We start from the raw sequence: 25334 nt of genomic DNA on the forward strand, positions 1-25334 counted from the left end.
CGAATCGGAAAGCACTCGCAAGCATTCATCGCAGAGGCCACACATGTTCTATCGCGAAGCTGGGCAGTTCAAGACGTCCTACGTTGCCGACAGCCAGATTTTCCCGATCCGGCAAGACCGGATCGCCGTTTGCAGCCTGCTCGTCGTGGCGTTCGGCATCCTGCCGTGGATCGCCTCCGAGTACTGGCTGACGGCGATCCTCGTGCCATTCCTCGTGTTCTCGCTCGCGGCGCTCGGGCTGAATCTGCTGACAGGCTACGCAGGGCAACTGTCGCTCGGCACGGCGGCGTTCATGGCCGTGGGGGCTTATGCGTCCTATAACTTCCAGTTGCGTATCGAGGGCATGCCAATCCTGGCATCGTTCGCGCTGGGTGGCGTGTGTGCGGCGCTCGTGGGCATTGCGTTCGGTCTGCCGTCGCTGCGCATCAAGGGCTTCTATCTTGCGGTGGCCACGCTCGCCGCGCAATTCTTCGTGCTTTGGGTACTCACCAAATTCCCCTGGCTCTCGAACAACAGTTCGTCGGGCGTGATCACGGCGCAGAAGATCTCGGTGTTCGGTGTGGACGTGGATACGCCGGTGCGCAAGTACCTGTTCGTGCTTGGTGTGGTCACGGTGATGGCACTGATCGCGAAGAATCTGGTGCGCTCGCACATTGGCCGCGCGTGGATGGCCGTGCGCGACATGGACGTCGCCGCCGAGGTCATCGGCATTCCGCTCATGCGGGTCAAACTGCTCGCCTTCGCGGTGAGTTCGTTCTACTGCGGCGTGGCAGGCGCGCTCTATGCTTACTGCTACCTCGGCTCCGTGGAGCCGGACGGCTTCTCGCTCGACCTGTCGTTCCGCATCCTGTTCATGATCATCATCGGCGGCGTGGGCAGCATTCTCGGCAGCTTCCTGGGCGCCGCGTTCATCTTGTTGCTGCCGATCTTGCTCGACAGTACGTTGCCGACGATTGCGACGTTCCTGCATTTGCCGTTCACCAACGCCACCGTCTCGCATATCCAGTTGATGGTGTTTGGCGGTCTCATCATCTTTTTCCTGATTGCCGAACCGCATGGGCTGGCGCGGCTCTGGCAGATTGCCAAGGAGAAGCTGCGCATCTGGCCTTTCCCGCATTGAGGTTTACCTCGCCGACCCGCATTCTCGGCGAACGTTTGGTCATACACAAAACCACAGATGGAGACACAGCATGAGCACGAAACAGTTGACGACATCGTTGGGCTCGCTGGCGTTGGCGCTAGCGCTCGGCACGGGGGCGGTGGGGACGTCGTTCGCGCAGTCGAACGATCAGTTCATCGCACTGGCTGATTATCGCGTTGGCCCGTACGGCGCGAACGGTCAATCGTTCTACGGCGGGTTCATCGACTATCTGCAATACGTGAACCTGAAGAACGGCGGCGTGAACGGCGTGAAGCTCACGTGGGAAGAGTGCGAGACCGAGTACAACAACGCCAAGGGCGTGGAGTGCTACGAGCGTCTCAAAGGCAAGAACCCGGTGACGAAGGGCACCGCTTATCACACGATGGCGACGGGCATCTCCTACGCACTGATCGACAAGACCGCAACCGATCAGGTGCCGCTCGTGATGATGGGTTACGGGCGCACCGACGCGGTCGACGGCAGCGTGTTCCCGTGGGCTTTCCCACTGGTGACGACTTACCAGATGCAGGCGTCCGCCATCATCAAGTTCCTCGCCGACAAGAACGGCGGGTCGCTCAACGGCAAGAAGATCGTCTTCCTGTATCACGACTCGGCATATGGCAAAGAGCCGATTGTCGCGATGCAAGCCGAGTCCAAGATCAACAAGTTCAACCTGATCGAGATTCCGGTCGCGCACCCGGGCAACGAGCAGGGCGCGCAGTGGCTGCGCATTCGTCAGGAGAACCCGGATTACGTCGTGTTCTGGGGCTGGGGGGTGATGAACCAGACGGCGCTCAAGGCCGCGCAGAAGGTCGGCTATCCGCGCGAGAAGATCGTCGGCAGCTGGTGGGCCGGTTCGGAAGAAGACACGATCCCCGCAGGTCCGGCAGCCAAGGGCTACATGAGCGCGACGTGGAACGTGGCGGGTAAGCAGGTGCCGCTGATCGCCGACATCGAAAAGGTGGTCTACGGCGCGGGCAAGGGGAATATGCAAGACCCCTCGAAGGTCGGCTCGGTGCTGTACAACCGTGGCGTCTCGGCGGCGGTGGCGACGGTCGAAGCGCTGAACACCGCGCAGAACAAGTTCGGCAAGGGCAAGGTGTCGACGCCGGTGCAGGTGCGCTGGGCGTTCGAGAACCTGAACATCGACGCGGCACGCCTGAAGGCGCTGGGTGCAACGGGTCTGCTGCCGGACATCAAGACGAGCTGCGAAGACCACGAAGGCTCGGGCAAGGTCCGCATCCAGCAATGGGATGGCGCGAAGTGGGTGATGGTGTCCGACTGGATCGAAGGCAATCGCCGTCTGATTCACCCGCTGTTCGAAGCGTCGGCCAAGCAGTACGCCAAGGAGAAGGGCATTACGCCGGCTTGCTACAAGGGCTGATGAAGGGCTGATGAAGGGTTGAGGATCCGCTGCCGGTGACGCACGCCGGCAGCACCGATTTCGGAGTGATGCATGGAAGCGAGTTTGCGCGTCAACAACATCGAAGTCATTTACGACCACGTCATTCTGGTGCTCAAGGGCGTGTCGCTGATCGTGCCCGAGGGCAAGATCGTGGCGCTGCTCGGGGCCAACGGCGCGGGCAAGAGCACAACGCTCAAGGCCATTTCGAATCTGCTGCATGCCGAGCGCGGCGAGGTGACGAAGGGCACCATCGACTATCGCGGCGAGCGGGTCGAGCAACTGACGCCCAACGGACTGGTCAAGCGCGGTGTGATTCAGGTGATGGAGGGGCGTCACTGCTTCGGGCATCTGACCATCGAAGAGAATCTGCTGACGGGCGGCTATGTGCGGCATGCGTCGCGCAGCGCGCAGCAGCACGCGTTGGAGCGCATCTACGCCTACTTCCCGCGTCTGAAGACGCGACGCAAGTCGCAGGCGGGTTACACCTCCGGAGGCGAGCAGCAGATGTGCGCCATCGGCCGCGCGATGATGGCCCAGCCGTCGATGATTCTGCTCGACGAGCCGTCGATGGGGCTCGCGCCGCAGATCGTCGAGGAGATTTTCACGATCGTGCGCGACCTGAATCAGCGCGAGAACGTCAGTTTCCTGCTTGCAGAGCAGAACACAATGGCCGCGCTGCGCTATGCGGACTACGGCTACATCCTCGAGAACGGGCGTGTCGTGATGGATGGCGATGCGACGTCGCTGCGCGATAACGAGGACGTCAAGGAGTTCTATCTGGGCATCGCCAAAGACGGTGCGAGCAGCGCGGGGAGCTTCCGCAACGTCAAGAGCTACCGGCGGCGCAAGCGCTGGATTGCCTGAGCGCGTGCGTGTTCAGGCGAGTCGCGCACTCGCGCTTGTTCGTCAATCCGCTTCGTTAATCTTCATCGTTAATCCTCATCGTTGATCCGTTGATATGAACGATTACTTCGACACGCTGGAAATTCGTGCGCCAGAGGTTCGCGAGAAGGCGTTGCTGGCGGCGCTTGCGGCGCAGGTCTCGCATGCCCGCACGCATGCCGCCTACTTTTCCGAAGCGCTAAGCGATATCGACGCGGGCGAGATCGACTCGCGCGATGCGCTGGCCGGATTGCCCGTCACCCGCAAATCGGATCTGACGGCGTTTCAGGTGCGTCATCCGCCGCTCGGCGGTCTGAACGCCACGCCCGTGAGCGGCCTCGCGCACGTCTACCAGTCGCCGGGTCCGATCTACGAACCGGACGGGCGCGGTAGCGACTGGTGGCGCTTTGCCCGCGCGATGTACGCGGCAGGGCTGCGTCCGGGTGATCTGGTCTACAACACATACTCGTATCACTTCACCCCCGCTGGCATGATGATCGAGACGGGGGCGGCACGGCTGGGATGTTGCGTATTCCCCGCTGGCGTGGGGCAGACGGAACTGCAACTGGAAGCGATTCGGCACCTGAAGCCGGGCGCCTATGCGGGCACGCCGTCGTTCCTGAAGATATTGATCGAGAAGGGTGAAGCGGCCGGGGCGGACCTCAGTTGCATTCGTCGCGCCACGCTTTCGGGCGAAGCGTTGCCGCCGTCGCTGCGCGAGTGGTTCAACGGGCGGGGGATTACGGCGCGCCAGTTGTACGGCACTGCGGACCTGGGGCTGATCGCCTTCGAGAGCGACGCACAAGCCGGGCTGATCGTCGACGAAAACGTGCTGGTGGAACTGGTCGAGCCGGGCGGCACAAAGCCAGTGCCGGACGGCGAAATCGGCGAAGTCGTGGTGACGAACTTCAATCCGGATTACCCGCTGATTCGCTTCGCGACCGGCGACCTGTCGGCGGTGGAGGCAGGCATCAGTCCTTGCGGGCGAACGAACATGCGTCTCAAGGGCTGGCTCGGGCGCGCGGATCAGACCGTGAAGGTGCGCGGCATGTTCGTGCATCCCGGGCAAATCGGCGAGATTGGCAAACGCTACCCGGAGCTGGTGCGGTTGCGTCTGCGTGTGGAAGGACGAGTGGGCGACGACCGCATGCGCCTGCTGTGCGAGACGAACGATACGCCGCCGGAGGGACTGGCGGTACGTTTGCAAGAGACGTTGCGCGATGTGACGCGACTGCGCGGTGAGGTGGATTTCGTCGCTGTCGGGTCGCTGCCGACCGATGGCAAACTAGTGGAGGATGCGCGGGCCTACGACTGACGCATCGGACTATCGGAAGTCCCCGAAGCGCGCGTGATATCGACGATATCCGCGCGCTTCCTTGCTTCTGGTTATCGCCTTACGACAGTGCGGTCGACGACGGCGCGCTGACCGCGTCCGATGCCTGCGTCACCCGGCGGTGCTTCGTTCCGGCGAGCAGAATGCCGAGCGCCGCGAGCATGGCCGGTATCGCCAGAATCGTGAACAGCCCGGCGTTGCTCCAGCCCGCCGCCAGCAGGAGCGCCCCGCCGAACGATCCCGCGACGGCACCGATGCGGCCGATGCCAAGCGCCCAGGCCACGCCCGTCGCCCGATTCGACGTCGGGTAATACGCCGACGCAATCACGTTTGCGCAGACCTGTGAACCGCTCACGCAAAATCCCGTGATGAAGATGCCCACTGCCAGCCAGATTGCGCTCTCGGTCAGCGCCAGCGACGCCAGCGAAGCCGCCCCGAGCAGATAGGCCACCGCAACGACCTTGTACGGATGGAAGCGATCGATCAGCACGCCCAGCACAATCGCGCCCAGTACACCGCCCCCTTGCAGCAGCCCGGCAAACATCGACGCCTGTTTAAGCGTCAGCCCGCTACGTTCCGCGAGAATCGGCAGCCAGTTGATGAGCAGGTACAGGAGCAACAGGCTCATGAAGAACGCCAGCCAGAGCAGCAACGTGCCGCGCCGGTAGTCGCGGTGAAACAGTTGCACGACGGGCGAGGACGGCAGACGGTCATCGGCGGCGCTGTACGTCTGACCGGCGACGACAAGGCCTGGCGCTACGCGTTTGAGCGTCGCGGCGATCTGCGCCTGCGTGCCGCCCCGGATCGCGAGAAAGCGCACCGACTCCGGCAGCGTGAACCAAAGCACCGGCACGAGCGACGCGTTGCGGGAGAACATTCTGGAAGTCGCGACGCGGCTGTTCATCGAACGGGGATTCGACGGCACGAGCTTTAACGACATTGCCGACGTAGTGGGCGTCACGCGTCCAGCGCTTTACTACTACTTCAAGAGCAAGGAAGCGATTCTGGAAGTGCTGACGGCGGTTGTGACGCGGGCGGCGGGGGAGTTGGCGTCGGAGGCGGTGCCGGACGATCTGCGACAACCGTCGGCGATGCTGCGGCATCTGGTGCTGCGTCACGCGCATCTGATCCTGACGCACCCGCTGCAATTTCGCGTGGTCGAGCGCAACGAGGACAATCTGCCACCCGAGCAGCGCCAGTTGGCGGAGCAGTCACGGCGTGCGGTGCTGGAGCAGTTCCGTCACGCGATCGAGCTGGGCATCGAGCGCGGTCAGTTTCGGGTGATGGATGCGAAGGTCGCCGCGTTCTCGATCATCGGCATGTGCAACTGGACGGCGTGGTGGTTCACGCCGACGGGCTCGCGAAATGCGGAGGAAATTGCGGCGCAGATCGCCGACATGGCGCTGCGTTCCGTCGAACAGGATTCGACGCGGCAGCTTGGCGAACAGGGCGCTGCGGGCGTGCTGAAGCTGTTACGGGACGATCTGGATTTGCTTGAGCGGCATATCAAGCGATGAGCATCCCGCAATCGCTTCAGATCGGGTCGACGGTTTGCGCATCGATCACATCGCGCAACCGGGCGCTGGATGGATCGATCCAGTCCTTCCCAATTCGCGTCATCCGATGAGTTGGACATCGGAACCGTGGCGCGAACTTCGGACGGTTCGATAGGGGCGGGTATTTAGTGTCCTGCACCTTGCGCGAGTGAACGCAGCAGCGTCGGCACTTTGTCCTTGCTCGTCGTCTGCACGCGGGCGATCAGCGCGTGGTCCACGTGCCTGAGGCCGTAGGTGCGCGAGATGTCGTCGTGCATCCGACGCCAGAGGTGCGTCGTCATCTCGGCGTCGACCATCGCCCGGTGGGCACGACCGGTCTTCGGGAGCTGGAGGAGATCGGCGAGGCTGGAGAGGCGGTGATTCTGGGCGTGAGGGTAGAGGCGTCTGGCGGTCAGCATCGTGCAGGCGAAGACGTGATCCGAGCGCGCGCCCAGCATGGCGAGTTCGGCTTGCCAGAAACGCTTGTCGAACCCGGCGTTGTGCGCGACGACCGGACAGTTGCCGACGAACTGTGCAGCCTCGCGCATGACCTGCGAGACGGGCGGTGCCGCTGCGATCATGTCGTTGGTAATGCCCGTGAGCGCGGCGACATCGGACGGAATGCGCCGTCCGGCATTCATCAGACTCTGGTAACGATCGACGATCTGGCCGTCGCGCAGCAGGATGACGGCGATTTCGGTTGCCCGGTCGCCTTGCGTGGGCGAAAGGCCGGTGGTTTCAAAGTCGAGGATCGCTACGGTTTGCATGCCACATCTCGTGAGTATGTCGTCCCGCAGATGGCACTTCGGGGCGTCGTCAAAAATCTGCCCGTGATTTTACAGGGCTTCGGAAATGGCCTGTCGCGTGTCCGGTGTGGTCAATAAAAAAGGCGTCGCAAGCATTTCACTTGCGACGCCTTTTCGTTGGCTACGGCAGCGGTGCTACGACGCCATCTGCACGCCGTAGCCCGACATCACGCTTAGATCTGCACCGTGTCGGCGACTTCCTTGAAGTCTTCGATCTGGTCGAAGTTCATGTACTTGTAGATCTTGTCGCCGTTCGAAGCGAGTACGCCCATGTCGGCCATGTACTCTTCCTTGGTCGGGATCTTGCCCAGACGCGAGCAGATAGCGGCCAGTTCCGCCGAGCCGAGATACACGTTCGTGTTCTTGCCCAGACGGTTCGGGAAGTTACGGGTCGACGTCGACATGACCGTCGCGCCTTCGCGCACTTGTGCCTGGTTACCCATGCACAGCGAGCAGCCCGGCATTTCGGTACGGGCACCGGCCGTGCCGAACACGCCGTAGTGACCTTCTTCCGTCAGTTGCTTCTGGTCCATCTTGGTCGGCGGGGCGACCCACAGCTTGACCGGAATGTCGCGCTTGCCTTCGAGCAGTTTCGATGCGGCGCGGAAGTGACCGATGTTGGTCATGCACGAACCGATGAACACTTCGTCGATGGTCGCACCGGCAACGTCCGACAGCGTCTTCACGTCGTCCGGATCGTTCGGGCAGGCGACGATCGGCTCATGGATGTCGGCCAGATCGATTTCGATGACGGCAGCGTATTCAGCGTCGGCATCCGGCGAGAGCAGTTGCGGGTCGGCCAGCCACTGTTCCATTGCCGTGATACGGCGTTGCAGGCTGCGCGGATCCTGATAGCCCTGCGCGATCATCCACTTGAGCAGCGTGACGTTGCTGTTCAGGTATTCGATGATCGGTTCCTTGTTCAGGTGCACCGTGCAACCGGCGGCCGAGCGCTCGGCGGAGGCGTCCGACAGCTCGAACGCCTGCTCGACCTTCAGCTCGGGCAGGCCTTCGATCTCAAGGATGCGGCCCGAGAAGATGTTCTTCTTGCCTTGCTTGGCGACCGTCAGCATGCCTTGTTTGATGGCGTACAGCGGGATCGCGTTGACGAGGTCACGCAGCGTGACGCCCGGTTGCATCTTGCCCTTGAAGCGGACCAGCACCGATTCCGGCATGTCCAGCGGCATCGTACCAGTGGCCGCGGCGAAGGCGACCAGCCCCGAGCCTGCCGGGAAGCTGATGCCGATCGGGAAGCGGGTGTGCGAGTCGCCGCCGGTGCCGACGGTGTCGGGCAGCAGCATGCGGTTGAGCCACGAGTGGATCACGCCGTCGCCCGGACGCAGTGCGATACCGCCACGGTTGCTGATGAAGTTCGGCAGGGTCTGGTGCGTCTTCACGTCCACCGGCTTCGGATAAGCGGCGGTGTGGCAGAACGATTGCATGACGAGGTCGGCCGAGAAGCCGAGGCAAGCCAGATCCTTCAGTTCGTCACGGGTCATCGGGCCCGTCGTGTCTTGCGAGCCGACCGAGGTCATCTTCGGTTCGCAGTACGTGCCCGGACGCACACCCTGACCTTCCGGCAGACCGCAGGCGCGACCCACCATCTTCTGTGCCAGCGAGAAGCCCTTGCCGCTATCCGACGGCTGTTGAGCCAGACGGAACAGCGTCGACGGCGCGAGACCCAGCGCTTCACGCGCCTTGGCGGTCAGGCCACGGCCGATGATCAGCGGAATACGGCCACCGGCGCGCACTTCGTCGAACAGCACGTCGGACTTGACCTGGAATTCGGCGATCACGGCGCCGTTCTTCAAAGCCTTGCCTTCGTACGGACGCAGTTCGACCACGTCACCCATTTCCATCTGCGACACGTCGAGTTCGATCGGCAGTGCGCCGGCGTCTTCCATCGTGTTGTAGAAAATCGGGGCGATCTTGCTGCCCAGGCACACACCGCCGAAGCGCTTGTTCGGAATGAAGGGGATGTCTTCGCCCGTGAACCACAGCACCGAGTTGGTGGCCGACTTGCGCGAGGAGCCCGTGCCGACGACGTCGCCCACATAAGCGACGAGGTGACCCTTTTCCTTGAGCGACTCGATGAATTTGATCGGACCGCGCTTGCCGTCTTCTTCCGGGGTGATGCCGGGGCGGGCATTCTTGAGCATCGCCAGGGCGTGCATCGGAATGTCGGGGCGGGTGGTGGCGTCCGGGGCCGGCGAGAGGTCGTCGGTGTTGGTTTCGCCCGTGACCTTGAACACGGTGATGGTCAGGCTTTGCGGGACTTCCGGGCGGCTCGTGAACCATTCGGCGTCGGCCCAGCTTTGCAGGACGGCGCGTGCGTTGGCGTTGCCCTTGTCGGCGAGTTCCTTGACGTCATGGAACTGGTCGAACATCAGCAGGGTGTTCTTGAGCGCGTCGGCGGCGACGGTGCCGACTTCGGCGTCCGACAGCAGTTCGATGAGCGGGGCGATGTTGTAGCCGCCGAGCATCGTGCCGAGGAGTTCGGTGGCGCGGGCGCGGGAGATCAGCGCACAGGCCGTTTCGCCCTTGGCGACAGCGGCGAGGAAACCGGCCTTCACGCGGGCGGCTTCGTCAACACCGGCGGGCACGCGGTTCGTGATCAGATCGACCAGCGTCTGCTCTTCGCCTGCGGGCGGGTTGGTCAGCAGCTCGACCAGTTCGGCGGTCTGCTGAGCGGTCAGCGGCAGGGGGGGAATACCCAACGCGGCGCGGGCGGCCACGTGTTCACGATAGTTTTCAAGCATGAGGAGACCTGCTGATGTTGCGTTTCGGGGGAGGTTTTGAGGCCTCCGGGGCTTGTTCCAGTACGGCTTTTGCCCGTGATTTTAGTCCCTATGCAAGGTAAGGTCAAATGTCTTATGTCTTATATAAGACTTGATGAAAAGTGAAGGTTTGGGGCGTGAGCGTGCGACAGAGGGGAAGGGGGGCGCTGCATGCGCCGGGGAGGCGGCAGGACGGTGCAGCAGCCGGTACCGACCGCCGCCCCGGATCAGGTGAAGTACTGGCCGGGCGTGCGTCCGAGGGATTTGCGGAACATTTCGATGAAGCCCGTCGTGCTCTCGTAGCCCAGCTCGTTGGCGACTGCGGAGACGGCCCGCCCTTCGGCGAGTCGGTATAGGGCTTCTTGAAGACGGACGTGGCGTCGCCATTCGTCGAACGTCTGGTTGAGCTCGCGGATGAACAGGCGCGACAGGGTGCGCGAACTGGCCCCGACGTGATCACCCCATTCCTGGAGCGTCCGGTTGTCGGACGGCTCGCGCAGGAATTCGGTGCAAAGGCGGGCGAGACGCCGTTCACGCGGAATTTCGACCGACAGCGGGATTTCGTCGCTGAATTCGAGTTCGTCTCGGATGATTTCGAAGAATTTGTCGACGTGACGCTTGCGCAGCAGTGGTTCGTCGGTGGATGCCGCGCGCAGAATCAGTTCGCGCATCAGATTGGATACGACGAGCGGCTCGCATGTCTTGGGTAAGTCGGCGACGACATGCGGCGAGATCAGAAGGTTGTGCATTCCGAACGACGCCCGCAACCGTACGGCGTGCAACGTCATCGGTGGAATCCAGACTGCGCGTTGCGGCGGCACGACCCAGGTGCCGCGCGGCGTGTCGACACACATGATGCCTTCGCCACCGAAGAGCACCTGACCGTAGGGATGGACGTGGGGCTCGACGCCGCCCCCTGCGGGGAACTCGAAGGCCAGACCGACCATGGGGGCGGGCGAAATTCGCGATTCGAAGAACTCGACGTCCTGTGCGGTGATGATCCGGGTCTGCATGACGGCCCCCGAGGCGTTAACGAACGGTAACGGACGTTAAGAGACGTTAAAGGAAAGAAATGCTCGTTTCATTCTTTCCTTAACATCCGTCGTCGGACATGGGGGTTAACGTGGGGGATCGGGATGGGACGGAAGGCCTGGTGGCGCCGGAGGGCCGTGCTGCCCTACGGCGCGCTGGCTCATTCGAGCGGCTGACCGCGAGTTTCGGGCATCCGGACCACCGCGAGGACCGTCAGCAGATTGAGTGCGATCAGATAGGCGGCAAACCACCCCAGATGGCCGTGATCGGCCATCCAGTTCTGAAGGTAGGGAGCGGTGCCGCCGAAGATCGCGACCGTCAGCGAGTACGGAATGGCCACGCCGGTAGCGCGGATACGCGTGGGGAACAGCTCGGCATAGACCGCTGGGGCGATGGCCGTCCAGGCGGCGAGCACCACCAGGCCGACGCAGATCGCCAGCGTGAGACGCGCGAAGGAGCCGTCGATGAGCATCAGCAGCGGCACGATGACGAGCGCCGAGCCGCCAGCCCCCATCAGCAAGTTCGGCCTGCGGCCGATGCGATCGGACAGTGCGCCCCAGAACGGTTGCACGGCCATATACACGAGGCAGCCGATGCATAGTGCCCATAGTCCCTGACGGGCATCGACGCCCTTGAAGTGCGTGGCGAATGTGATGGCCCCCGACATCCAGGTATTGAACGTCAGCGTCGGTCCGGCGGTGAGTGCGATGATTCGCAGCACCGATGCACGATGCTCCCAGATGGCGTGCGCCATCGGTTGCACGGGCACACCGGCACGCGCTTCGCTTTGCTCGTGTTCGAAAGCGGACGTTTCCTTGAGCCTGCCGCGCAGGAAGAGCGCATACACCCCGAGGGCCGCACCGAGGAAGAAGGGGATGCGCCAGCCGTAGCGCGTCATCTCATCCGTGGAAAAGACCTGCGTGAGTACCAGCCCCACGGCGGTGGCCAGCAGCGAGCCGCCCGTAATGGCGATGAACATGCTGCTCGACCAGAGGCCCCGGCGGCGCACGGGAGCGCTTTCCACGAGGAACGTGAACGATGCGCCGATCTCGCCGCCGAGCCCGAAACCCTGGAGCAGGCGTCCGAAGACGAGCAACGTCGGTGCCATCAGTCCGATGGAGGCATATGTCGGCGATACGGCGATGACCAGGCACCCCGCGGCGGTGACGGCCATCGAAGCCACCATCGCAAAGCGGCGTCCTCGCCGGTCCGACAGCCAGCCGAAATAGATACCGCCGATGGGGCGCAGCAGGAAGCCGACGGCGAAGACGGCGAGCGTGGACAGGAAGGCTGCGGTCGGGTCTTCGGCGTGGAAGAACTGGGTCGAGAAATAGCGGGAAAAGAGTACGAACGACGCGAAGTCGTACCACTCAAGCGCGTTACCGATACCCGCGCCCAAGATGACCGACTTGGCGGGTGAGCCGCGCTCGTTGCGGGCGACGGTTTGCAGGGTCGCATCCATGGTGTGTCTCCTGATGGCTGATTGTCGTTGTGGTTGGTCTTGTTTGTCCTGATGCCCTGACCACATTAGCGCCGCTCGCCTGCTGCGCACACCGCGCGCGGGACAACACATATCGCAAAACGGACAGAATTTTCGAGCGGTCCGCGCGTACGCCAGCCGATGGCAGTCGTTTGCTCATCTTCCTTTGCTCCCCCGGTCACTTTTTGCCACTTTGGCCGCTTTGCTAGACGGCGTGTCCCGATCGCCGCATTCGCTCAGGGGCGGACTGTCCACAATGATCACGTTCCACTCAGCAGTTTCAAAGTTCTACTACCGGCCCGAGGAGGGCGCTACTGCGATGAAGGTGATCGATTGCGATGTCGTAGTCGTGGGCGGCGGCGGTGCGGGCACCTATGCCGCGCTCCGTCTGCACGACCTGGGATTGAAGCCGATGTTGATATCGAAGGGGCTGGTCGGCAAGAGCGGTGCGTCGATCATGGCCGGAGCGGTGATCGTCGGCTCGAAGATGCTCGGCGGCAACGCGCAGAACGCCGCCAGTTCGCTCGAATTCTTCGCGAAGTACTACAGCCACTTTCTGGTCGATCAGTCCTATCTGGCGGCGGCGGGGCACTGGATCGAGAACACCTTCTATCCCGAGATGGAGTCGCTCGGTTTGTTGTTTTCGCGGGAGGCCGACGGGCAGATCGCGATGAGCCACTCGCCGGTGCGCTGGGCGGTCGCGCCGATGCAGGGGCAGACCGGCATGTTGCTGATGGATATCCGACGCAAGCAGTTGCAGGCGCGCGGCATTCCGATGCATGAGGAGTGTGTCGTGACGGCGCTGCTGCGCAACGAGAACGGCGAAGTTTGCGGGCTGACTGCGCTCGACTACGTGCGCGGCGAGATGTTCGCGGTGCATGCCAGGGCCGTCGTGATGGCGACCGGGCACGCTGACCGGATGGTGCGTCGCTCCACGGGAACGCGGGAGCAGACCGGCGACGGCATTGCGCTGGCACTGCGCGCGGGGGCTGAGATGACTAATCTGGAGATGCAGTTCTGGCACATCAGCGACTTTGCGCATCCACCGACGTGGCAGCGTCTGCACATCTATCCGAATCCGCTTGTCGGCACGAATCAAAGTTCGCGCGTGTACAACGCGCAAGGCGAGTGCTTCTTCGAGCAGTCGCGCGACGCGCCTGCCGCGCTCGCGCCGTACACGCTTCAGGTCAAGCGACTCACGCAACAGGTGCTCGCGGGCAAGGCACGCTTCAGTGGCGGCTATTACACGTCATACAGCCACGTCGATGCGGATGTGTTACGGCGGTACCAGTACGCCGGTTCTGCGTTTGAAAAGCTGGGGCTCGACATCACGCGCGACAAGGTCGAGGCGCGCCCCACGATGCATTACCGGCAAGGCGGTATCGAGTCGGATCCCCATTCGATGCGCACCAGTGTCGACGGATTGTGGGTCGCAGGGGGCGTGGGCGCGCATGTCACGGGGAGTCTGGCCGTCGCGATTTACGACGGTGGGCTGGTGGCCGAGTCGATTGCTGGCAGCTTGCCGGACCGACATCGTCACGATGGCCTGACCGAGCAGCAGATTCGGGCAGAAGAATCGCGGGTGGAGGGGGTGAGGCTCAGGGCGGATGCGGGCGGCCAGACGGCTGACGGCGAGACCGGGCGGCAGGCGCTCGCCCCCATGCACGTCAAGACGGGCATCTGGGACGTGATGGACGCGGCATACGGATTGATCAAGAGCGGGGAGGCCATGCGCGCCGGTCTGGCGAGGCTTGCCGCGATGCGAGAGCGCGAACTGCCGCGCATGACACCGCCGAGCACCTCGCGCCGGTTCAACACCGCGTGGCTCGATGCGCTCGACGCCCACAACCTGATCGACGTGTGCGAAGTCACGCTGCAAAGCGCGTTGAAGCGAGAAGAAAGCCGAGGCAGTTTCTACCGGACGGACTTTCCGTACGTCGATAACACCGCATGGCAGTGCAAGAACATCGTCGCGCTCGACGGCGGCGCTTATCGGTTCCGGCGGGAGCGCTACCCCGAGGGAGCCATCGCGCCCGGATTCGAGCGACAGGAGTATTTCAGCGTGCCGTGGTGAGCCACGTAAGGCGAGACGGCAGGCGTCGGGACACAGGCCGGTTCGGACCGGTCGACTTTGCGGGGAGACGGGACACATGCATTCGGACGTCGGGCAATTTCGGGGTGATAGCGATAGCGACAGTGAGCTGACGACAGTAACGCTGCACATTTCGCGTTTCGATCCGGAGACGGACGCTGCGCCCTATATGCAGACCTACGCGGTGCCGACGGTGCCGCACATGCGAATCATCGACGCACTGAACTATGTACAGGAAGTGCTCGGGGTGGACATCGGCTACCGATGGTATTGCGGCACGAAGAAGTGCGGTACGTGCGCGGTGCGGATGAACGGTCGGGAGGTGCTGGCGTGCTGGGAGGCGGCGCAAGCGGAGATGCATGTCGAACCGCTGCGTCATCTGCCGTTGATTCGCGATCTGGCGGTCGACCGGGCGCCGGCCGAGGCGAAGCTGGTCTCGTTGCAGACCTGGCTCCAGCGCACGCGTCCGTATGGCGGGTTTCCCGAGCCGGTCGACGCCGCAAACGCCGCAACACTCCGGGCGACGATGGATTGCCTCAGTTGTCTGGCGTGCTATTCGGCGTGTCCGGTGCTCGATTTTCCCGAGGACATCGCGTTCGCGGGGCCTGCGCCATTGGTGCATCTGGCCCGCGTTGCGCTGGATGCCCGGGACGACGCTTCCCGTCTGCAAGCCATTCTGGACGAGGCGCATGTCCACCATTGCGTCTCCTGCTACCAATGCGAAGCGGTCTGCCCCGCGCATATTCCGATCGTGAGTGCCGCTATCGAACCGCTCAAGCAGTTGGCGTATGCGCGTGCGCCGGAGGCGTCGCCGCATGCGCGCGCGTTCATGGAGATCGTTGAGAGGCGCGGGCGCATCGAGCCCATGTTGCTGGTGCTTGGGACGCGTGGCTGGCGAGCCGCGCTGCAACGTCCCGGACGGACCTTGAAGCTGATGCTGCGCGGCAAGGTGCGGCCGCTGGCGGCGCTGTTGCGCCGACCTGTGCAGGGGATCGAGGCGATCCGGCGCATTTTCTTTGGTTGAGTTCATTTCTGGTGAGGCATAGCCATGCGAATCGCTTTTTATCCCGGGTGCAGTGCCCGTACGACTTGTGGTGAGTTATTGATGGCCACGCAGGCGGTGGCCGAAAGGTTGGGCATTGCACTGGAGACGCTTACGTCCGCGACCTGCACGGGCAGTCGTGAGATTCGCGCGGCTAATGCGGAACGCTTCGTTGCGCTTAATGTGCGGATCATCGCGCTGGCGGAAGCGGCCGGCCTCGATTTGATGACAATCTGCAATACCTGCACGCTGAACCTGCTCGAAGCCAAACAGCGCGTGGACAACGATCCCACGTTGCGCGCCCGGGTCGACCGCAAGTTGGCAGAGGAGGGACTGGTCTACCGCGGGACGGCACGTATCACGCACTTCCTCTGGTACCTGCTTGAGGAGGTGGGGGAGACGCGGCTACGCGCGCTGGTGAAAGCGCCGTTGTCGTCGCACAAGATTGCCGCGTTCTATGGCTGCCATATCATCCGGCCGCCTTCGGTGTACGGCGACACGGATGCGCGCGATGTCCGGTCGATAGAAACACTGGCACAGATTCTGGGATGCACGACCGTCGACTACTCCGGGAGGACAGCTTGCTGCGGCTTTCACTGCTCGGCACAGAGCGACGTGATTCCCGTCAAGTTAAGCGGTCGACACGTAGCGTCTGCGAAAACGGCCGGGGCGGACGCCATCGTCACGCCGTGTCCCCTGTGTCACACGGTACTTGACACCTATCAGGACGACATGGCGCGCGATCTGAATATGCCGCTGGATCTGCCCGTCCTCCACTTGCCACAGCTTGTGGGCCTCGCGCTGGGGATCGACCCGGCAACGCTGGGGATCGACAGGCATGTCGTGCGGGTGGAGGAGGTTCGGTGGGTGCAGAAGTGGGTGTAGGGAACGGGCGTTGCTGCGCGTCATTGCCTCGGGTGTCATCGAGTTGGGTCGGCCAGCGCTTTTACTGCCAGCGCCGTCGCGGCAGCGCGGGTTTCCACCAGAAGTTTTCGGAACAGGTGTTCCACATGCTTGTTCACGGTTCGGGGCGCCGTGCCGAGAATGTCGCCAATGTCCCGGTTTGTCTTGCCGCGCGATACCCATAGAAGGACTTCGGCTTCGCGTGTGGTCAAGCCGAAGCGAGACGACAGCGCATCGCGGGAAACGGAGTCGTCTGTCTCGGAAAGCATGACGATCCATTCACCCGCCGCCGGCGCTGGCGTGGCGGTGACGGACCGGCGGACATTGCCTGCCGTGAACTCCTGCACGGCATCTGATCGGGCGCCGTGCGCGAGCCAGCCGACAAACCAGTTTCGCAGCACAGCGGGAAGCCGGGCGGTCGTCGGCAGCGGGTCCATCGGGTGAACGGGCTGATCGGCGTATGCAGCGATTTGCCGTGCCGCTTGCGGGCTGCGCCAGAGTATCGTCCCGTCACCGGACACGATCAGGGCAGCGCGAGCGTTTAGCGACAGCGCCACGTGCGCATAGGCTTGTGCCCGCGAGCGCAGCACATGAGCACCGATACGCGCACACACTTCCTCCGGGCGTACTGGCTTTGTCACATAATCGATTCCGCCAACCCGAAATCCCTTCACTACATGCTCGCTTTCCGTGAGCGACGTCATGAATATCACTGGCAGGTGTTCGTGCCGATTGTCCTGCTTGATACGCAGGCATGTCTCGAACCCGTCCATGTCGGGCATCATGGCGTCGAGAAGTACGGCATCGGGCGTGACGCGGGACAGGCACTTGAGCGCGGCTTCTCCACTCAATGCCACCAGCACCGTGTAGCCGTTCGCCCGCAAGGTGTCCGAGAGAAACGCGAGATTGTCGGGCGTGTCGTCCACGATGAGCACAACAGGACGCTCCCCCAACCATTCGGATGCTTCGCTGACCTGCATGCAAGGCTCAGATATCGGAGGGACGGGGCAGGCAGTCAAGTTCATTCTCGAGATCCCTAAGTTGAAAGCGCTCCGCGAGCGCGCGCAGTGCATCGATTTGCCGTACCAAAGTGGGATGATCTTTGCGCGCCGCATCGAGTAGATCCACCACGCCCTGCACATACCCGACGTCGAGATGCTCGCGTATGCCCCGCAATATCGACTCCGGCAAAGCGAGCCTGAGCTCCCCTGCCGACTGGGTAGGCGTGTAAGCCACGTCCGATGTCCGGGACGAAACCCATTCGAGCGATAGCAATTGTGCGAGTTTGTCGAGCAGCAGGTTTACACGCAGTGGTTTGGCCAGGTACCCGGCGCATCGTGTCGCACTGGCACGTTCGCGGTCGTCGGCGAAGGCATTTGCCGAGAGCAGGAGGATGGGGGCATCAGACAACTGGTTCTCGCCGATCAGACGACTGGTTTCGTAACCGTCCATCAGCGGCATGGATATATCCATGATGATGGCGTCGGCTAAGTTCCCTCCGAGCCATCGCAGGGCTTCCGGGCCACTGGCGACTTCAGTCACATCGAAGCCGAGCGGCGTGAGCAGTTGGACCACGATGCCCCGCTGGTCCGCGAGATCGTCCACCACCAGGATCGTGCGGCGCGGTCCCACATACCCACGGATGCCCGCCAATTCCGTGTACATGTCGGGCGGGCTTTGTATGGCCGGCGCGAACAGCTTCACTACGAAGCGAGTGCCACGTCCGACCTCGCTGTCGACTTCCAGACTGCCGCCGAGCGCATGGGTCAGCAACCGGCAGATCGTCAACCCCAGACCCGCGCCATGATCGTCGGCATGCGTGGCGTTTCCGCGCTCGAACGGCAGGAACAGTCTCGCCATTTCCCCCGGCGGGATACCGGGGCCAGTGTCGATGACTTCGAGCTTCAGTGTGTCCATGGCGTGACTCACGCGCAAAGTCACGGTGCCCGCAGGGGTAAAGCGAATCGCGTTGCCAATCAGATTGGTGAGAATCTGCCCAAGATACTTCTGATCGCACTTGACTGCAGCAGGAAACCGACCGATGACCTGGACGTCGAAAGCCAGCGCTTTTTCCATCGCGAGAGGACTCATCATCGACGATACGTGGGAGACGAAATCGTTCAGCGAAACCGCGGTGATGTTGAGCTGCAGCTTACCCGCTTCGATGCGTGCTACGTCCAGCAGTCCGTCGACCAGGGCCAGCAGGTGCTCTCCACTGCGATGAATTGTACGAACGGCGTTATAGCGAGTCGCAGAGAGCTCGTCCTTGGCTTGCATCAGGAGCTGCGCGTAGCCAAGGATACTGTTGAGTGGTGTGCGAAGCTCATGGCTGAGTCCCGAGACGTAGCGACTCTTGGCCTGATTGGCGGACTCGGCGGCCGCCGTGGCGCGCTTGAGGGCTTCGTCTGTTTTCTGATGCGCTTCGATTTCCTGCATCAGCAAGTCGTTTTGCCGTTGCGACTCCTCTTCCGTGACACGCCGACTCTCTCGCTCCAGTACGAACCACCATGCTGCGATGCACCCGACAAGTGCTAGCGAAAAGAATATTTTCAAAAAGCTGCTCTCGATGACGGCGACTTCAGCGGTGCGGATCGACGCAACGCTTTGGGACCAGATCAGATAGAGCACACTGGCCAGCACGGCAAGGATCGAAAACAAGAGACTCGCGTATCGAATGAGGCGCAGCGCGGTCGGTCCGAGCCGAACATCAGGAAAAATTCGATGCAGGGCATGGTCTGCTTGCGCTGAGAAACGTGCATGCGGTTTGCAGCGATCGTGACAACGCGAATCGAGGGAGCAACAAAGCGAGCATATCGTGCCGCCATATGCCGGACAGTGCGCCGTGTCTTCAGGTTCGAATGCGTGCTCGCAGATCGCACAACGCAGCGATTTCGCGTCACCGGTCGAATGGGGCTCTCGGGCGAGATAGTACTTCCCGCGCGTTCCAATGGCGATGAGCGGCGCGCAAACGAATGCCGCCCCAAAGGCAAGAAACAGCGACATCGCCTCCCCGAGTTCGCCAAACACCCCGGCACGCGCGCTCAGCGCGGCGACGACACCGAACAGCATTGCACCGATGCCGACAGGGTTCACGTCGTACAGGTGAGCGCGCTTGAACTCGATGTAACGTGGACTGAACCCAAGCGGTTTGTTGATGACGAGATCGGCACACAATGCACCGACCCAGGCGACCGCCACGTTCGCATACAGCGACAGCACTTTGCCGATAACGTCGAAGACGCCGATTTCGACGAGCAGCAATGCAATCATCACGTTGAAGACGAGCCACACTACGCGTCCCGGATGACTATGGGTCAGACGGGCAAAGAAGTTCGACCAGGCGAGCGATCCGGCATAGGCGTTCGTCACATTGATTTTGAGCTGGGAGACGATGACGAACAACGTCATGGCCGGCAATGCCCAGCCCGCCAGTCCCGCCGGATCGAGCAAGATGTGATAGGCGACGAGATACATCTGCGTGGGTTGTGCCGCCTGGCCGACATCGACTTCGTTCTGAATCGCGACAAAGGCAAGGAATGCGCCGCCGAGCATTTTTAACGCGCCGGGCACGATCCACCCCGGCCCTGCGGACAGGAGCGCCAGCCACCACCGCTTTTTGTTTTTCGCCGTCAGGGGCGGTAAAAACCGAAGATAGTCCACCTGCTCGCCGATCTGAACGATCAGCGCGAAAACGACGGTAGACGCCTGCCCGAACGCAATGATGCTGAACGCGCGGCCTTGTGGCGCAAATCCGGCAAAGGTGGTCCATTCATCCACAAGTCCGGGGTGATGCCACAGTACGGCGACGTAGGGCGACACGAAAAGCACGATCCACAAGGGCTGGGTCCAGCTTTGCAGCCGATTGATGAGTGTGATGCCGAACATCACCAATGGAATCACGATGAGCGAACTTACTACATAGGCAATCGCCAGCGATATGTGGAAATACAGCTGCAACGCGAGCGCCATGATGGCCGCCTCGAGCGCGAAGAAGAGGAACGTGAAGATTGCGTAGAGGAACGACGTTACTGTCGAGCCGATGTAGCCGAATCCTGCTCCGCGGGTGAGCAGATCCATGTCCACGCCGTAACGCGCCGCGTAATAGCTGATCGGCAGGCTCGTCAGAAAAATGAGAATCGAGACGACTGCAATGGCCCAGACGGCGTTCGTGAACCCGTAGTTGATGACAAGGCTGCCGCCGATGGCCTCTAGCACCAGAAACGACACGCCGCCGATCGCTGTGCTGGCGACGCGCGCTTCGGACCACCGCCGAAACGAGCGCGGTGTGAAGCGAAGCGCATAGTCTTCGAGCGTTTCGTCGCCGACCCAGGCGTTGTAATCGCGCCGCACCTTCACGATGCGCTGCGTGCTGGGCGTACGGGCTGAATTTTGGTGCATCTCGGCCATGACGACGGGAAGACGATCCTGATTGGTGCAAAAAGCCTCGGGTGCTAAGGCCAAAGCAAATTACATTCCATCGCCCCCCTCGGGGAATACGTCAATCGACGTATTTCGAGCGCCAATTTGGCTCCCTACATTGCGTTCAACCCCTCGAAACCAGCCCGCCGCACCTTTGCACAGGGCCCAAGACCAGGAGAACGTGATGTCCGCAGACGATCGATTCGATGATGAGCGTATGGCTTCCCCGTTGCGCAGACGATTGCTCGGTGGCCTGGCCGCCGCGCCGATCATGGCGCTTGGTCTGCCGCGCACGTCGTTCGCGCAGGTGCCGCCGACGGCCAAGGTCAACACGACCGGACTCGCCGTGACGGACACCACCGTCACGGTCGGTCAGTTGCACTCCGCAACCGGCACGATGGCGATCTCGGAGACGGGGTCGATTCAGGCCGAGCGCCTTGCTATCGAGCAGATCAATGCGATGGGCGGCGTGCTCGGCCGAAAAATCAACATCATTCAGGAAGATGGCGCCTCCGACTGGCCTACGTACGCCGAAAAGTCGAAGAAGCTTCTTGAGAACGACCACGTGGCGGCTGTCTTCGGCTGCTGGACATCGGCCTCGCGCAAGGCCGTGCTTCCCGTGTTCGAAAAGGACAATGGGTTGCTGTACTACCCCACGTTCTACGAAGGTCTGGAGCAGTCCAAGAACGTCTTCTACACCGGTCAGGAAGCTACGCAGCAGATTCTCTGGGCGCTCGACTGGGCGTCGAATACAAAGAAGGCCAAGACTTTTTTCCTGATCGGCTCAGACTACATCTGGCCGCGCACGTCGAACAAGATTGCGCGACGTCACATCGAGCAGCATCTGCACGCGAAAGTGGTGGGTGAGGAGTACTACCCGCTCGGCACCACGGAATTCAATTCGCTGATGAACAAGATCAAGCTCGCGCGCCCCGATTGCATTTTCGCGACGGTGGTGGGCGGCTCGAACGTGGCGTTCTACAAGCAACTCAAGGCCGCAGGTATTACGCCTCAAAAGCAGTTCCTGCTCACGCTCTCCGTAACGGAGGACGAGGTGCTGGGCATTGGCGGGGAAAACTTCGCGGGCTTCTATTCCTCGATGAAGTACTTCCAGTCGCTGGATAACGACAACAACAAGAAATTCGTTTCGGCGTTCAAGGCGCGCTATGGCGCGAAGTCGGTGATCGGCGACGTAACGCAGGCCGCTTATCTCGGGCCGTGGATATGGAAAGCCGCGTGCGAGCGCGCGGGCAGCTTCGACGTGAACAAGGTTGTGGCCGCTTCGAAGGACATCGAACTGGCGAATGCGCCGCAAGGTTACGCGAAGGTCGACGCCAACCACCACCTGTGGAGCCGCTCACTGATCGGTGAAGGGCAGGCGGACGGCCAGTTCAAGGTCGTGGCGAGTTCGCCGGAGCCGATCCATCCGGATCCGTTCCCGAAGGGCTACATGTAATCCGTCAACGTGCACAGGCGCGATGGCCGCAGGGTCGTCGCGCGAGGAGCGTCAGATGTCCGCCAACGACATTTTCAATATCACGCTGATGCAGGGCTTCGCGGGACTGAGCCTGTTCAGCGTTCTTCTGCTTATGGGGCTCGGACTCGCTGTGATCTTCGGGCAGATGGGCGTCATCAACATGGCGCACGGCGAGTTCATGACCATTGGTGCCTACACCGTCTACATGTTCTCGTGGGTGACTCAGAACGTCTGGCCAGGGTTTGCGCCGGTGTACTTCTTTTTCGCCATCGTCGCCGCCTTCGTGCTTGCTTTTGGTGCGGGATGGCTCGCCGAATGGGCACTGATCCGTCACCTGTATCGTCGCCCGCTCGACACACTGCTTGCCACCTGGGGCCTGAGTCTTGGCATGCAACAGGTGTTCCGCTCGACGTTTGGACCCAAGGAGGTCAGCCCCGCGCTGCCCGACTGGCTGATGGGGTCGTGGGAGCCGACACCGGGCCTCGATATTCCGATCAGCGGCATGTTCGTGATGGCACTGGCGCTCGTGATGACTGGGGGCTTGTTGCTCGCGCTTTACCGTTCGCGCTGGGGGCTACGGGTGCGGGCGACGGTCGCAAACCGACCCATGGCGAACGCCGCAGGCATCAACACGCGCCGCACCGACCGCATGACGTTCGCCATTGGCTGCGGTATTGCGGGGGTGGCCGGAGCGGCATTTACTGCGATCGGTTCGACCGGACCCACCAGCGGTTCGCTCTACATCGTCGATTCGTTCCTGGTCGTGACGTTCGGCGGCGCAGCGAGCCTGCTCGGCACGGTCGCGTCTGCGTTCGGCATTGCACAAATGCAGTCGATCAGTGAGTTCTTCCTTTCCGGCTCTATCGCACGTGTCCTCACGCTGCTGACCGTTGTCGTCATTCTGATGTTGCGCCCGCAAGGCTTGTTCGCGTCCAAGGTTCGACGCGTCTGACTTGCCTATCCGAATGAATCCATCCGACAACGAGCGCAACGCCCGCCAACAAGCGGCGATCGCATCAAACGATCGTCAACCGATTCATATGTAAGGAGAGATGTACATGGAACCCATCCAAACGGCGACGGGCGGCGTCTCCCTCCGGGCCGAGACCGGCGAAGCGCACCAAGTGCGCGAATCGCGCGCGGCGCCCCGTGGCTGGCGCGCGCTCGCAGCGCGTTTCGACGCCTCGGGCTATGCGGGCATCGTGATCCTCGCGCTACTGATTGTCGTGGTGTTCCCGATAGCGCTCGACACGTTTCGGCTGAACCTCATGGGCAAGTACCTGACGTATGCGTTCGTCGCCATCGGGCTGGTGATCGCATGGGGTTACGGTGGGGTTCTCAGCCTCGGTCAGGGCGTGTTCTTTGGCCTCGGGGGCTACGCGATGGCGATGTTTCTCAAGCTCGAGGCATCGAGTGCCGCGGCCACGAGTACACAGACCACCCCCGGCATTCCGGACTTCATGGACTGGAATCAGCTCACGGCATTGCCCGATTGGTGGCGACCGTTCCACTACCTTCCGGTATCGATTCTCGCGGTGCTGGTGGTCCCGGCTGCACTCGCATTCGTCATCGGCTACGCAATGTTCAAACGACGTGTGGGGGGCGTGTACTTCGCCATCATCACGCAGGCCGTCGCCCTGATCCTTTCGGTGTTGATCATCGGGCAGCAGGGTTACACCGGGGGCGTGAATGGCATTACCGACCTGCGCACGCTGCTCGGCTGGGACATTCGGACAGACCATGCGAAGTTGATTCTCTACTTCGTCAATGCGGCGCTGCTGATCGTTGCGTTGCTGGCGTGTCGCTGGGTGCAGCGAGGCAAGCTCGGTACGCTCTTGCTGGCCATGCGGGACAAGGAGGACCGGGTGCGCTTCTCGGGATATGACGTCTCGATGTTCAAGGTCTTCTCGTTTTGTTTTGCGGCAACGCTTGCGGCTGTCGGCGGCGCGATGTTCACGCTCCAGGTCGGATTCATGTCGCCGTCGTTTGTCGGCATCGTCCCGTCCATCGAGATGGTGATCTATGCGGCCGTCGGGGGGCGGATGTCCCTGGTCGGCGCGGTATACGGCGCAATCCTCGTCAATCTCGGCAAGAGCTGGTTCTCCGAGAGCTTTCCGAACCTCTGGTTGTACCTGATGGCCGCCATGTTTATCGGTGTGGTGATGGCCTTCCCGAACGGCTTGGCAGGACTTTACGAGGCGCACGTGCGCCCGCGCATTCGCCGGTTCCTCGGCGTTGAGAACAGGGAGGCGTGACACATGAGCAACACCGACTTTCTTCTGGCGATTGAAGATCTGAGCGTGTCGTTTGACGGATTCAAGGCCATCGATTCGTTGAATCTGTATCTGGAGCGAGGCGAACTGCGTGTTGTCATCGGACCGAATGGGGCCGGAAAGACCACGCTGCTCGATCTCATCTGCGGCAAGACGAAGGAGACGACGGGCAGCATCAAGTTCCGTAACGAAGAAATCACGAAGCTTGCCGAGTTTCGACGTGTGCACAAAGGGATCGGGCGAAAGTTCCAGACGCCGTCGATTTACGAAAACCTGAGCGTCGCGCAGAACCTCGAAGTGTCGTTTCCGCGCGGGCGGGGTGTGCTGGGCGCGCTTTTCTACCGGACGGACGCCGAGGTGGCCGATCGCGTGCGCGCGGTGGCCGATGAAATCGGTCTTGCCGCACTGCTCGATCTTGAAGCCGGTTTGCTTTCGCATGGACAGAAGCAGTGGTTGGAAATCGGCATGCTGCTGATGCAGGACCCCGAGCTTCTGATGCTGGACGAGCCGATCGCCGGCATGAGCGCGCGTGAGCGCGAGCTGACGGCAGAGTTGCTCGACCGGATTTGCCGTCATCGCTCGATGATCGTCATCGAGCATGACATGGCGTTTGTCGAGCGTATCGCGCATAAGGTCACCGTCATGCATCAGGGGAAAATTCTCGCCGAAGGCCCAATGGCCAAGGTGCAGTCCGATCCGCGCGTGATCGATGTTTATCTTGGGCATTGATCGGAGGA

Annotated in this window: 19 protein-coding genes; 12 read left to right on the plus strand and 7 right to left on the minus strand. The window is 62.1% G+C overall.

Going from position 1 to position 25334, the window contains the following annotated elements; all coding sequences use genetic code 11:
* The first annotated feature begins 43 nt into the window (after positions 1 to 43).
* The 4 genes from NA29_RS08660 to NA29_RS08675 all read left to right on the plus strand — a co-directional run bounded on the left by NA29_RS08660 (position 44) and on the right by NA29_RS08675 (position 4743).
* On the plus strand, positions 44 to 1120 hold the full coding sequence (locus NA29_RS08660; protein ID WP_039397510.1) for a branched-chain amino acid ABC transporter permease: 1077 nt from the start codon (positions 44 to 46) through the stop codon (positions 1118 to 1120).
* A 70-nt stretch (positions 1121 to 1190) separates the two neighbouring features.
* Positions 1191 to 2525 (plus strand): ABC transporter substrate-binding protein, encoded by a 1335-nt coding sequence (locus tag NA29_RS08665; RefSeq protein WP_084103574.1) that lies wholly within the window; start codon positions 1191 to 1193, stop codon positions 2523 to 2525.
* 72 nt (positions 2526 to 2597) lie between these two features.
* Positions 2598 to 3410, plus strand: a complete 813-nt coding sequence (locus tag NA29_RS08670) for an ABC transporter ATP-binding protein (RefSeq protein ID WP_039397512.1) — start codon at positions 2598 to 2600, stop codon at positions 3408 to 3410.
* 94 nt (positions 3411 to 3504) lie between these two features.
* Positions 3505 to 4743, plus strand: coding sequence for a phenylacetate--CoA ligase family protein (locus tag NA29_RS08675; protein WP_039397514.1), 1239 nt, complete (start codon positions 3505 to 3507; stop codon positions 4741 to 4743).
* A 79-nt stretch (positions 4744 to 4822) separates the two neighbouring features.
* Here the strand turns inward: NA29_RS08675 and NA29_RS08680 are convergent, their stop codons facing one another.
* Positions 4823 to 5638 carry an MFS transporter gene (locus tag NA29_RS08680; protein ID WP_224786813.1) on the minus strand — a complete coding sequence of 272 codons (816 nt, stop codon included), beginning with the start codon at positions 5636 to 5638 and terminating at the stop codon, positions 4823 to 4825.
* Between NA29_RS08680 and NA29_RS08685 the strand changes: the two genes are divergently transcribed.
* Complete coding sequence (locus NA29_RS08685; RefSeq protein ID WP_039402843.1) at positions 5595 to 6278, plus strand: TetR/AcrR family transcriptional regulator; 684 nt, start codon at positions 5595 to 5597, stop codon at positions 6276 to 6278. The two genes, NA29_RS08680 and NA29_RS08685, sit on opposite strands and share 44 nt — an antisense overlap.
* 164 nt (positions 6279 to 6442) lie before the next feature.
* On the opposite strand, the gene NA29_RS08690 is transcribed toward NA29_RS08685, so the two are convergent.
* The 4 genes from NA29_RS08690 to NA29_RS08705 form a co-directional block, all read right to left on the minus strand.
* On the minus strand, positions 6443 to 7063 hold the full coding sequence (locus NA29_RS08690; protein WP_039397516.1) for a 3'-5' exonuclease: 621 nt from the start codon (positions 7061 to 7063) through the stop codon (positions 6443 to 6445).
* Between the two features lie 212 nt (positions 7064 to 7275).
* Complete coding sequence (gene acnB, locus NA29_RS08695) at positions 7276 to 9861, minus strand: bifunctional aconitate hydratase 2/2-methylisocitrate dehydratase (RefSeq protein WP_039397518.1); 2586 nt, start codon at positions 9859 to 9861, stop codon at positions 7276 to 7278.
* Positions 9862 to 10106: 245 nt separating this feature from the next.
* The gene (locus tag NA29_RS08700; RefSeq protein ID WP_084103576.1) at positions 10107 to 10892 is read right to left on the minus strand and encodes an AraC family transcriptional regulator; all 786 of its coding nucleotides are present in this window, start codon (positions 10890 to 10892) and stop codon (positions 10107 to 10109) included.
* A 179-nt stretch (positions 10893 to 11071) separates the two neighbouring features.
* Positions 11072 to 12373 (minus strand): MFS transporter, encoded by a 1302-nt coding sequence (locus NA29_RS08705; RefSeq protein WP_052252693.1) that lies wholly within the window; start codon positions 12371 to 12373, stop codon positions 11072 to 11074.
* 274 nt (positions 12374 to 12647) lie between these two features.
* Here NA29_RS08705 and NA29_RS08710 point away from each other — a divergent pair, with 274 nt between their 5' ends.
* From NA29_RS08710 to NA29_RS08720, 3 genes are all read left to right on the plus strand, one after another.
* Complete coding sequence (locus tag NA29_RS08710; RefSeq protein WP_084103578.1) at positions 12648 to 14465, plus strand: FAD-binding protein; 1818 nt, start codon at positions 12648 to 12650, stop codon at positions 14463 to 14465.
* Positions 14466 to 14541: 76 nt separating this feature from the next.
* On the plus strand, positions 14542 to 15507 hold the full coding sequence (locus tag NA29_RS08715; protein ID WP_039397522.1) for a succinate dehydrogenase/fumarate reductase iron-sulfur subunit: 966 nt from the start codon (positions 14542 to 14544) through the stop codon (positions 15505 to 15507).
* 81 nt (positions 15508 to 15588) lie between these two features.
* The gene (locus NA29_RS08720) at positions 15589 to 16410 is read left to right on the plus strand and encodes a CoB--CoM heterodisulfide reductase iron-sulfur subunit B family protein (RefSeq protein WP_052252695.1); all 822 of its coding nucleotides are present in this window, start codon (positions 15589 to 15591) and stop codon (positions 16408 to 16410) included.
* Positions 16411 to 16445: 35 nt separating this feature from the next.
* Here NA29_RS08720 and NA29_RS08725 read toward each other — a convergent pair whose 3' ends face one another.
* Positions 16446 to 17408: a response regulator transcription factor gene (locus NA29_RS08725; protein WP_052252697.1), complete on the minus strand. Its 963-nt coding sequence runs from the start codon at positions 17406 to 17408 to the stop codon at positions 16446 to 16448.
* 7 nt (positions 17409 to 17415) lie between these two features.
* Positions 17416 to 20835: a hybrid sensor histidine kinase/response regulator gene (locus NA29_RS08730; RefSeq protein WP_039397526.1), complete on the minus strand. Its 3420-nt coding sequence runs from the start codon at positions 20833 to 20835 to the stop codon at positions 17416 to 17418.
* 196 nt (positions 20836 to 21031) lie between these two features.
* Between NA29_RS08730 and urtA the strand changes: the two genes are divergently transcribed.
* The 4 genes from urtA (at position 21032) to urtD (ending at position 25326) form a co-directional block, all read left to right on the plus strand.
* Positions 21032 to 22303: an urea ABC transporter substrate-binding protein gene (urtA, locus tag NA29_RS08735; RefSeq protein WP_039397529.1), complete on the plus strand. Its 1272-nt coding sequence runs from the start codon at positions 21032 to 21034 to the stop codon at positions 22301 to 22303.
* Positions 22304 to 22358: 55 nt separating this feature from the next.
* Positions 22359 to 23276, plus strand: a complete 918-nt coding sequence (gene urtB, locus NA29_RS08740; RefSeq protein ID WP_039402852.1) for an urea ABC transporter permease subunit UrtB — start codon at positions 22359 to 22361, stop codon at positions 23274 to 23276.
* Between the two features lie 106 nt (positions 23277 to 23382).
* Positions 23383 to 24579, plus strand: a complete 1197-nt coding sequence (gene urtC, locus NA29_RS08745) for an urea ABC transporter permease subunit UrtC (protein WP_039402854.1) — start codon at positions 23383 to 23385, stop codon at positions 24577 to 24579.
* A 3-nt stretch (positions 24580 to 24582) separates the two neighbouring features.
* Positions 24583 to 25326 (plus strand): urea ABC transporter ATP-binding protein UrtD, encoded by a 744-nt coding sequence (urtD, locus tag NA29_RS08750; RefSeq protein WP_039397531.1) that lies wholly within the window; start codon positions 24583 to 24585, stop codon positions 25324 to 25326.
* The last annotated feature ends 8 nt before the right edge of the window (positions 25327 to 25334 follow it).

The organism is Pandoraea sputorum (genome assembly GCF_000814845.2).
GTDB lineage: Bacteria > Pseudomonadota > Gammaproteobacteria > Burkholderiales > Burkholderiaceae > Pandoraea > Pandoraea sputorum.

Coding starts and splice junctions, on each gene's coding strand:
- NA29_RS08660 (WP_039397510.1), top strand. CDS start 44: ATGTTCTATCGCGAAGCTGGGCAGTTCAAGACGTCCTACGTTGCCGAC.
- NA29_RS08665 (WP_084103574.1), top strand. CDS start 1,191: ATGAGCACGAAACAGTTGACGACATCGTTGGGCTCGCTGGCGTTGGCG.
- NA29_RS08670 (WP_039397512.1), top strand. CDS start 2,598: ATGGAAGCGAGTTTGCGCGTCAACAACATCGAAGTCATTTACGACCAC.
- NA29_RS08675 (WP_039397514.1), top strand. CDS start 3,505: ATGAACGATTACTTCGACACGCTGGAAATTCGTGCGCCAGAGGTTCGC.
- NA29_RS08680 (WP_224786813.1), bottom strand. CDS start 5,638: ATGTTCTCCCGCAACGCGTCGCTCGTGCCGGTGCTTTGGTTCACGCTG.
- NA29_RS08690 (WP_039397516.1), bottom strand. CDS start 7,063: ATGCAAACCGTAGCGATCCTCGACTTTGAAACCACCGGCCTTTCGCCC.
- acnB (WP_039397518.1), bottom strand. CDS start 9,861: ATGCTTGAAAACTATCGTGAACACGTGGCCGCCCGCGCCGCGTTGGGT.
- NA29_RS08700 (WP_084103576.1), bottom strand. CDS start 10,892: ATGCAGACCCGGATCATCACCGCACAGGACGTCGAGTTCTTCGAATCG.
- NA29_RS08705 (WP_052252693.1), bottom strand. CDS start 12,373: ATGGATGCGACCCTGCAAACCGTCGCCCGCAACGAGCGCGGCTCACCC.
- NA29_RS08710 (WP_084103578.1), top strand. CDS start 12,648: ATGATCACGTTCCACTCAGCAGTTTCAAAGTTCTACTACCGGCCCGAG.
- NA29_RS08715 (WP_039397522.1), top strand. CDS start 14,542: ATGCATTCGGACGTCGGGCAATTTCGGGGTGATAGCGATAGCGACAGT.
- NA29_RS08720 (WP_052252695.1), top strand. CDS start 15,589: ATGGCCACGCAGGCGGTGGCCGAAAGGTTGGGCATTGCACTGGAGACG.
- NA29_RS08725 (WP_052252697.1), bottom strand. CDS start 17,408: ATGCAGGTCAGCGAAGCATCCGAATGGTTGGGGGAGCGTCCTGTTGTG.
- NA29_RS08730 (WP_039397526.1), bottom strand. CDS start 20,835: ATGGCCGAGATGCACCAAAATTCAGCCCGTACGCCCAGCACGCAGCGC.
- urtA (WP_039397529.1), top strand. CDS start 21,032: ATGTCCGCAGACGATCGATTCGATGATGAGCGTATGGCTTCCCCGTTG.
- urtB (WP_039402852.1), top strand. CDS start 22,359: ATGTCCGCCAACGACATTTTCAATATCACGCTGATGCAGGGCTTCGCG.
- urtC (WP_039402854.1), top strand. CDS start 23,383: ATGGAACCCATCCAAACGGCGACGGGCGGCGTCTCCCTCCGGGCCGAG.
- urtD (WP_039397531.1), top strand. CDS start 24,583: ATGAGCAACACCGACTTTCTTCTGGCGATTGAAGATCTGAGCGTGTCG.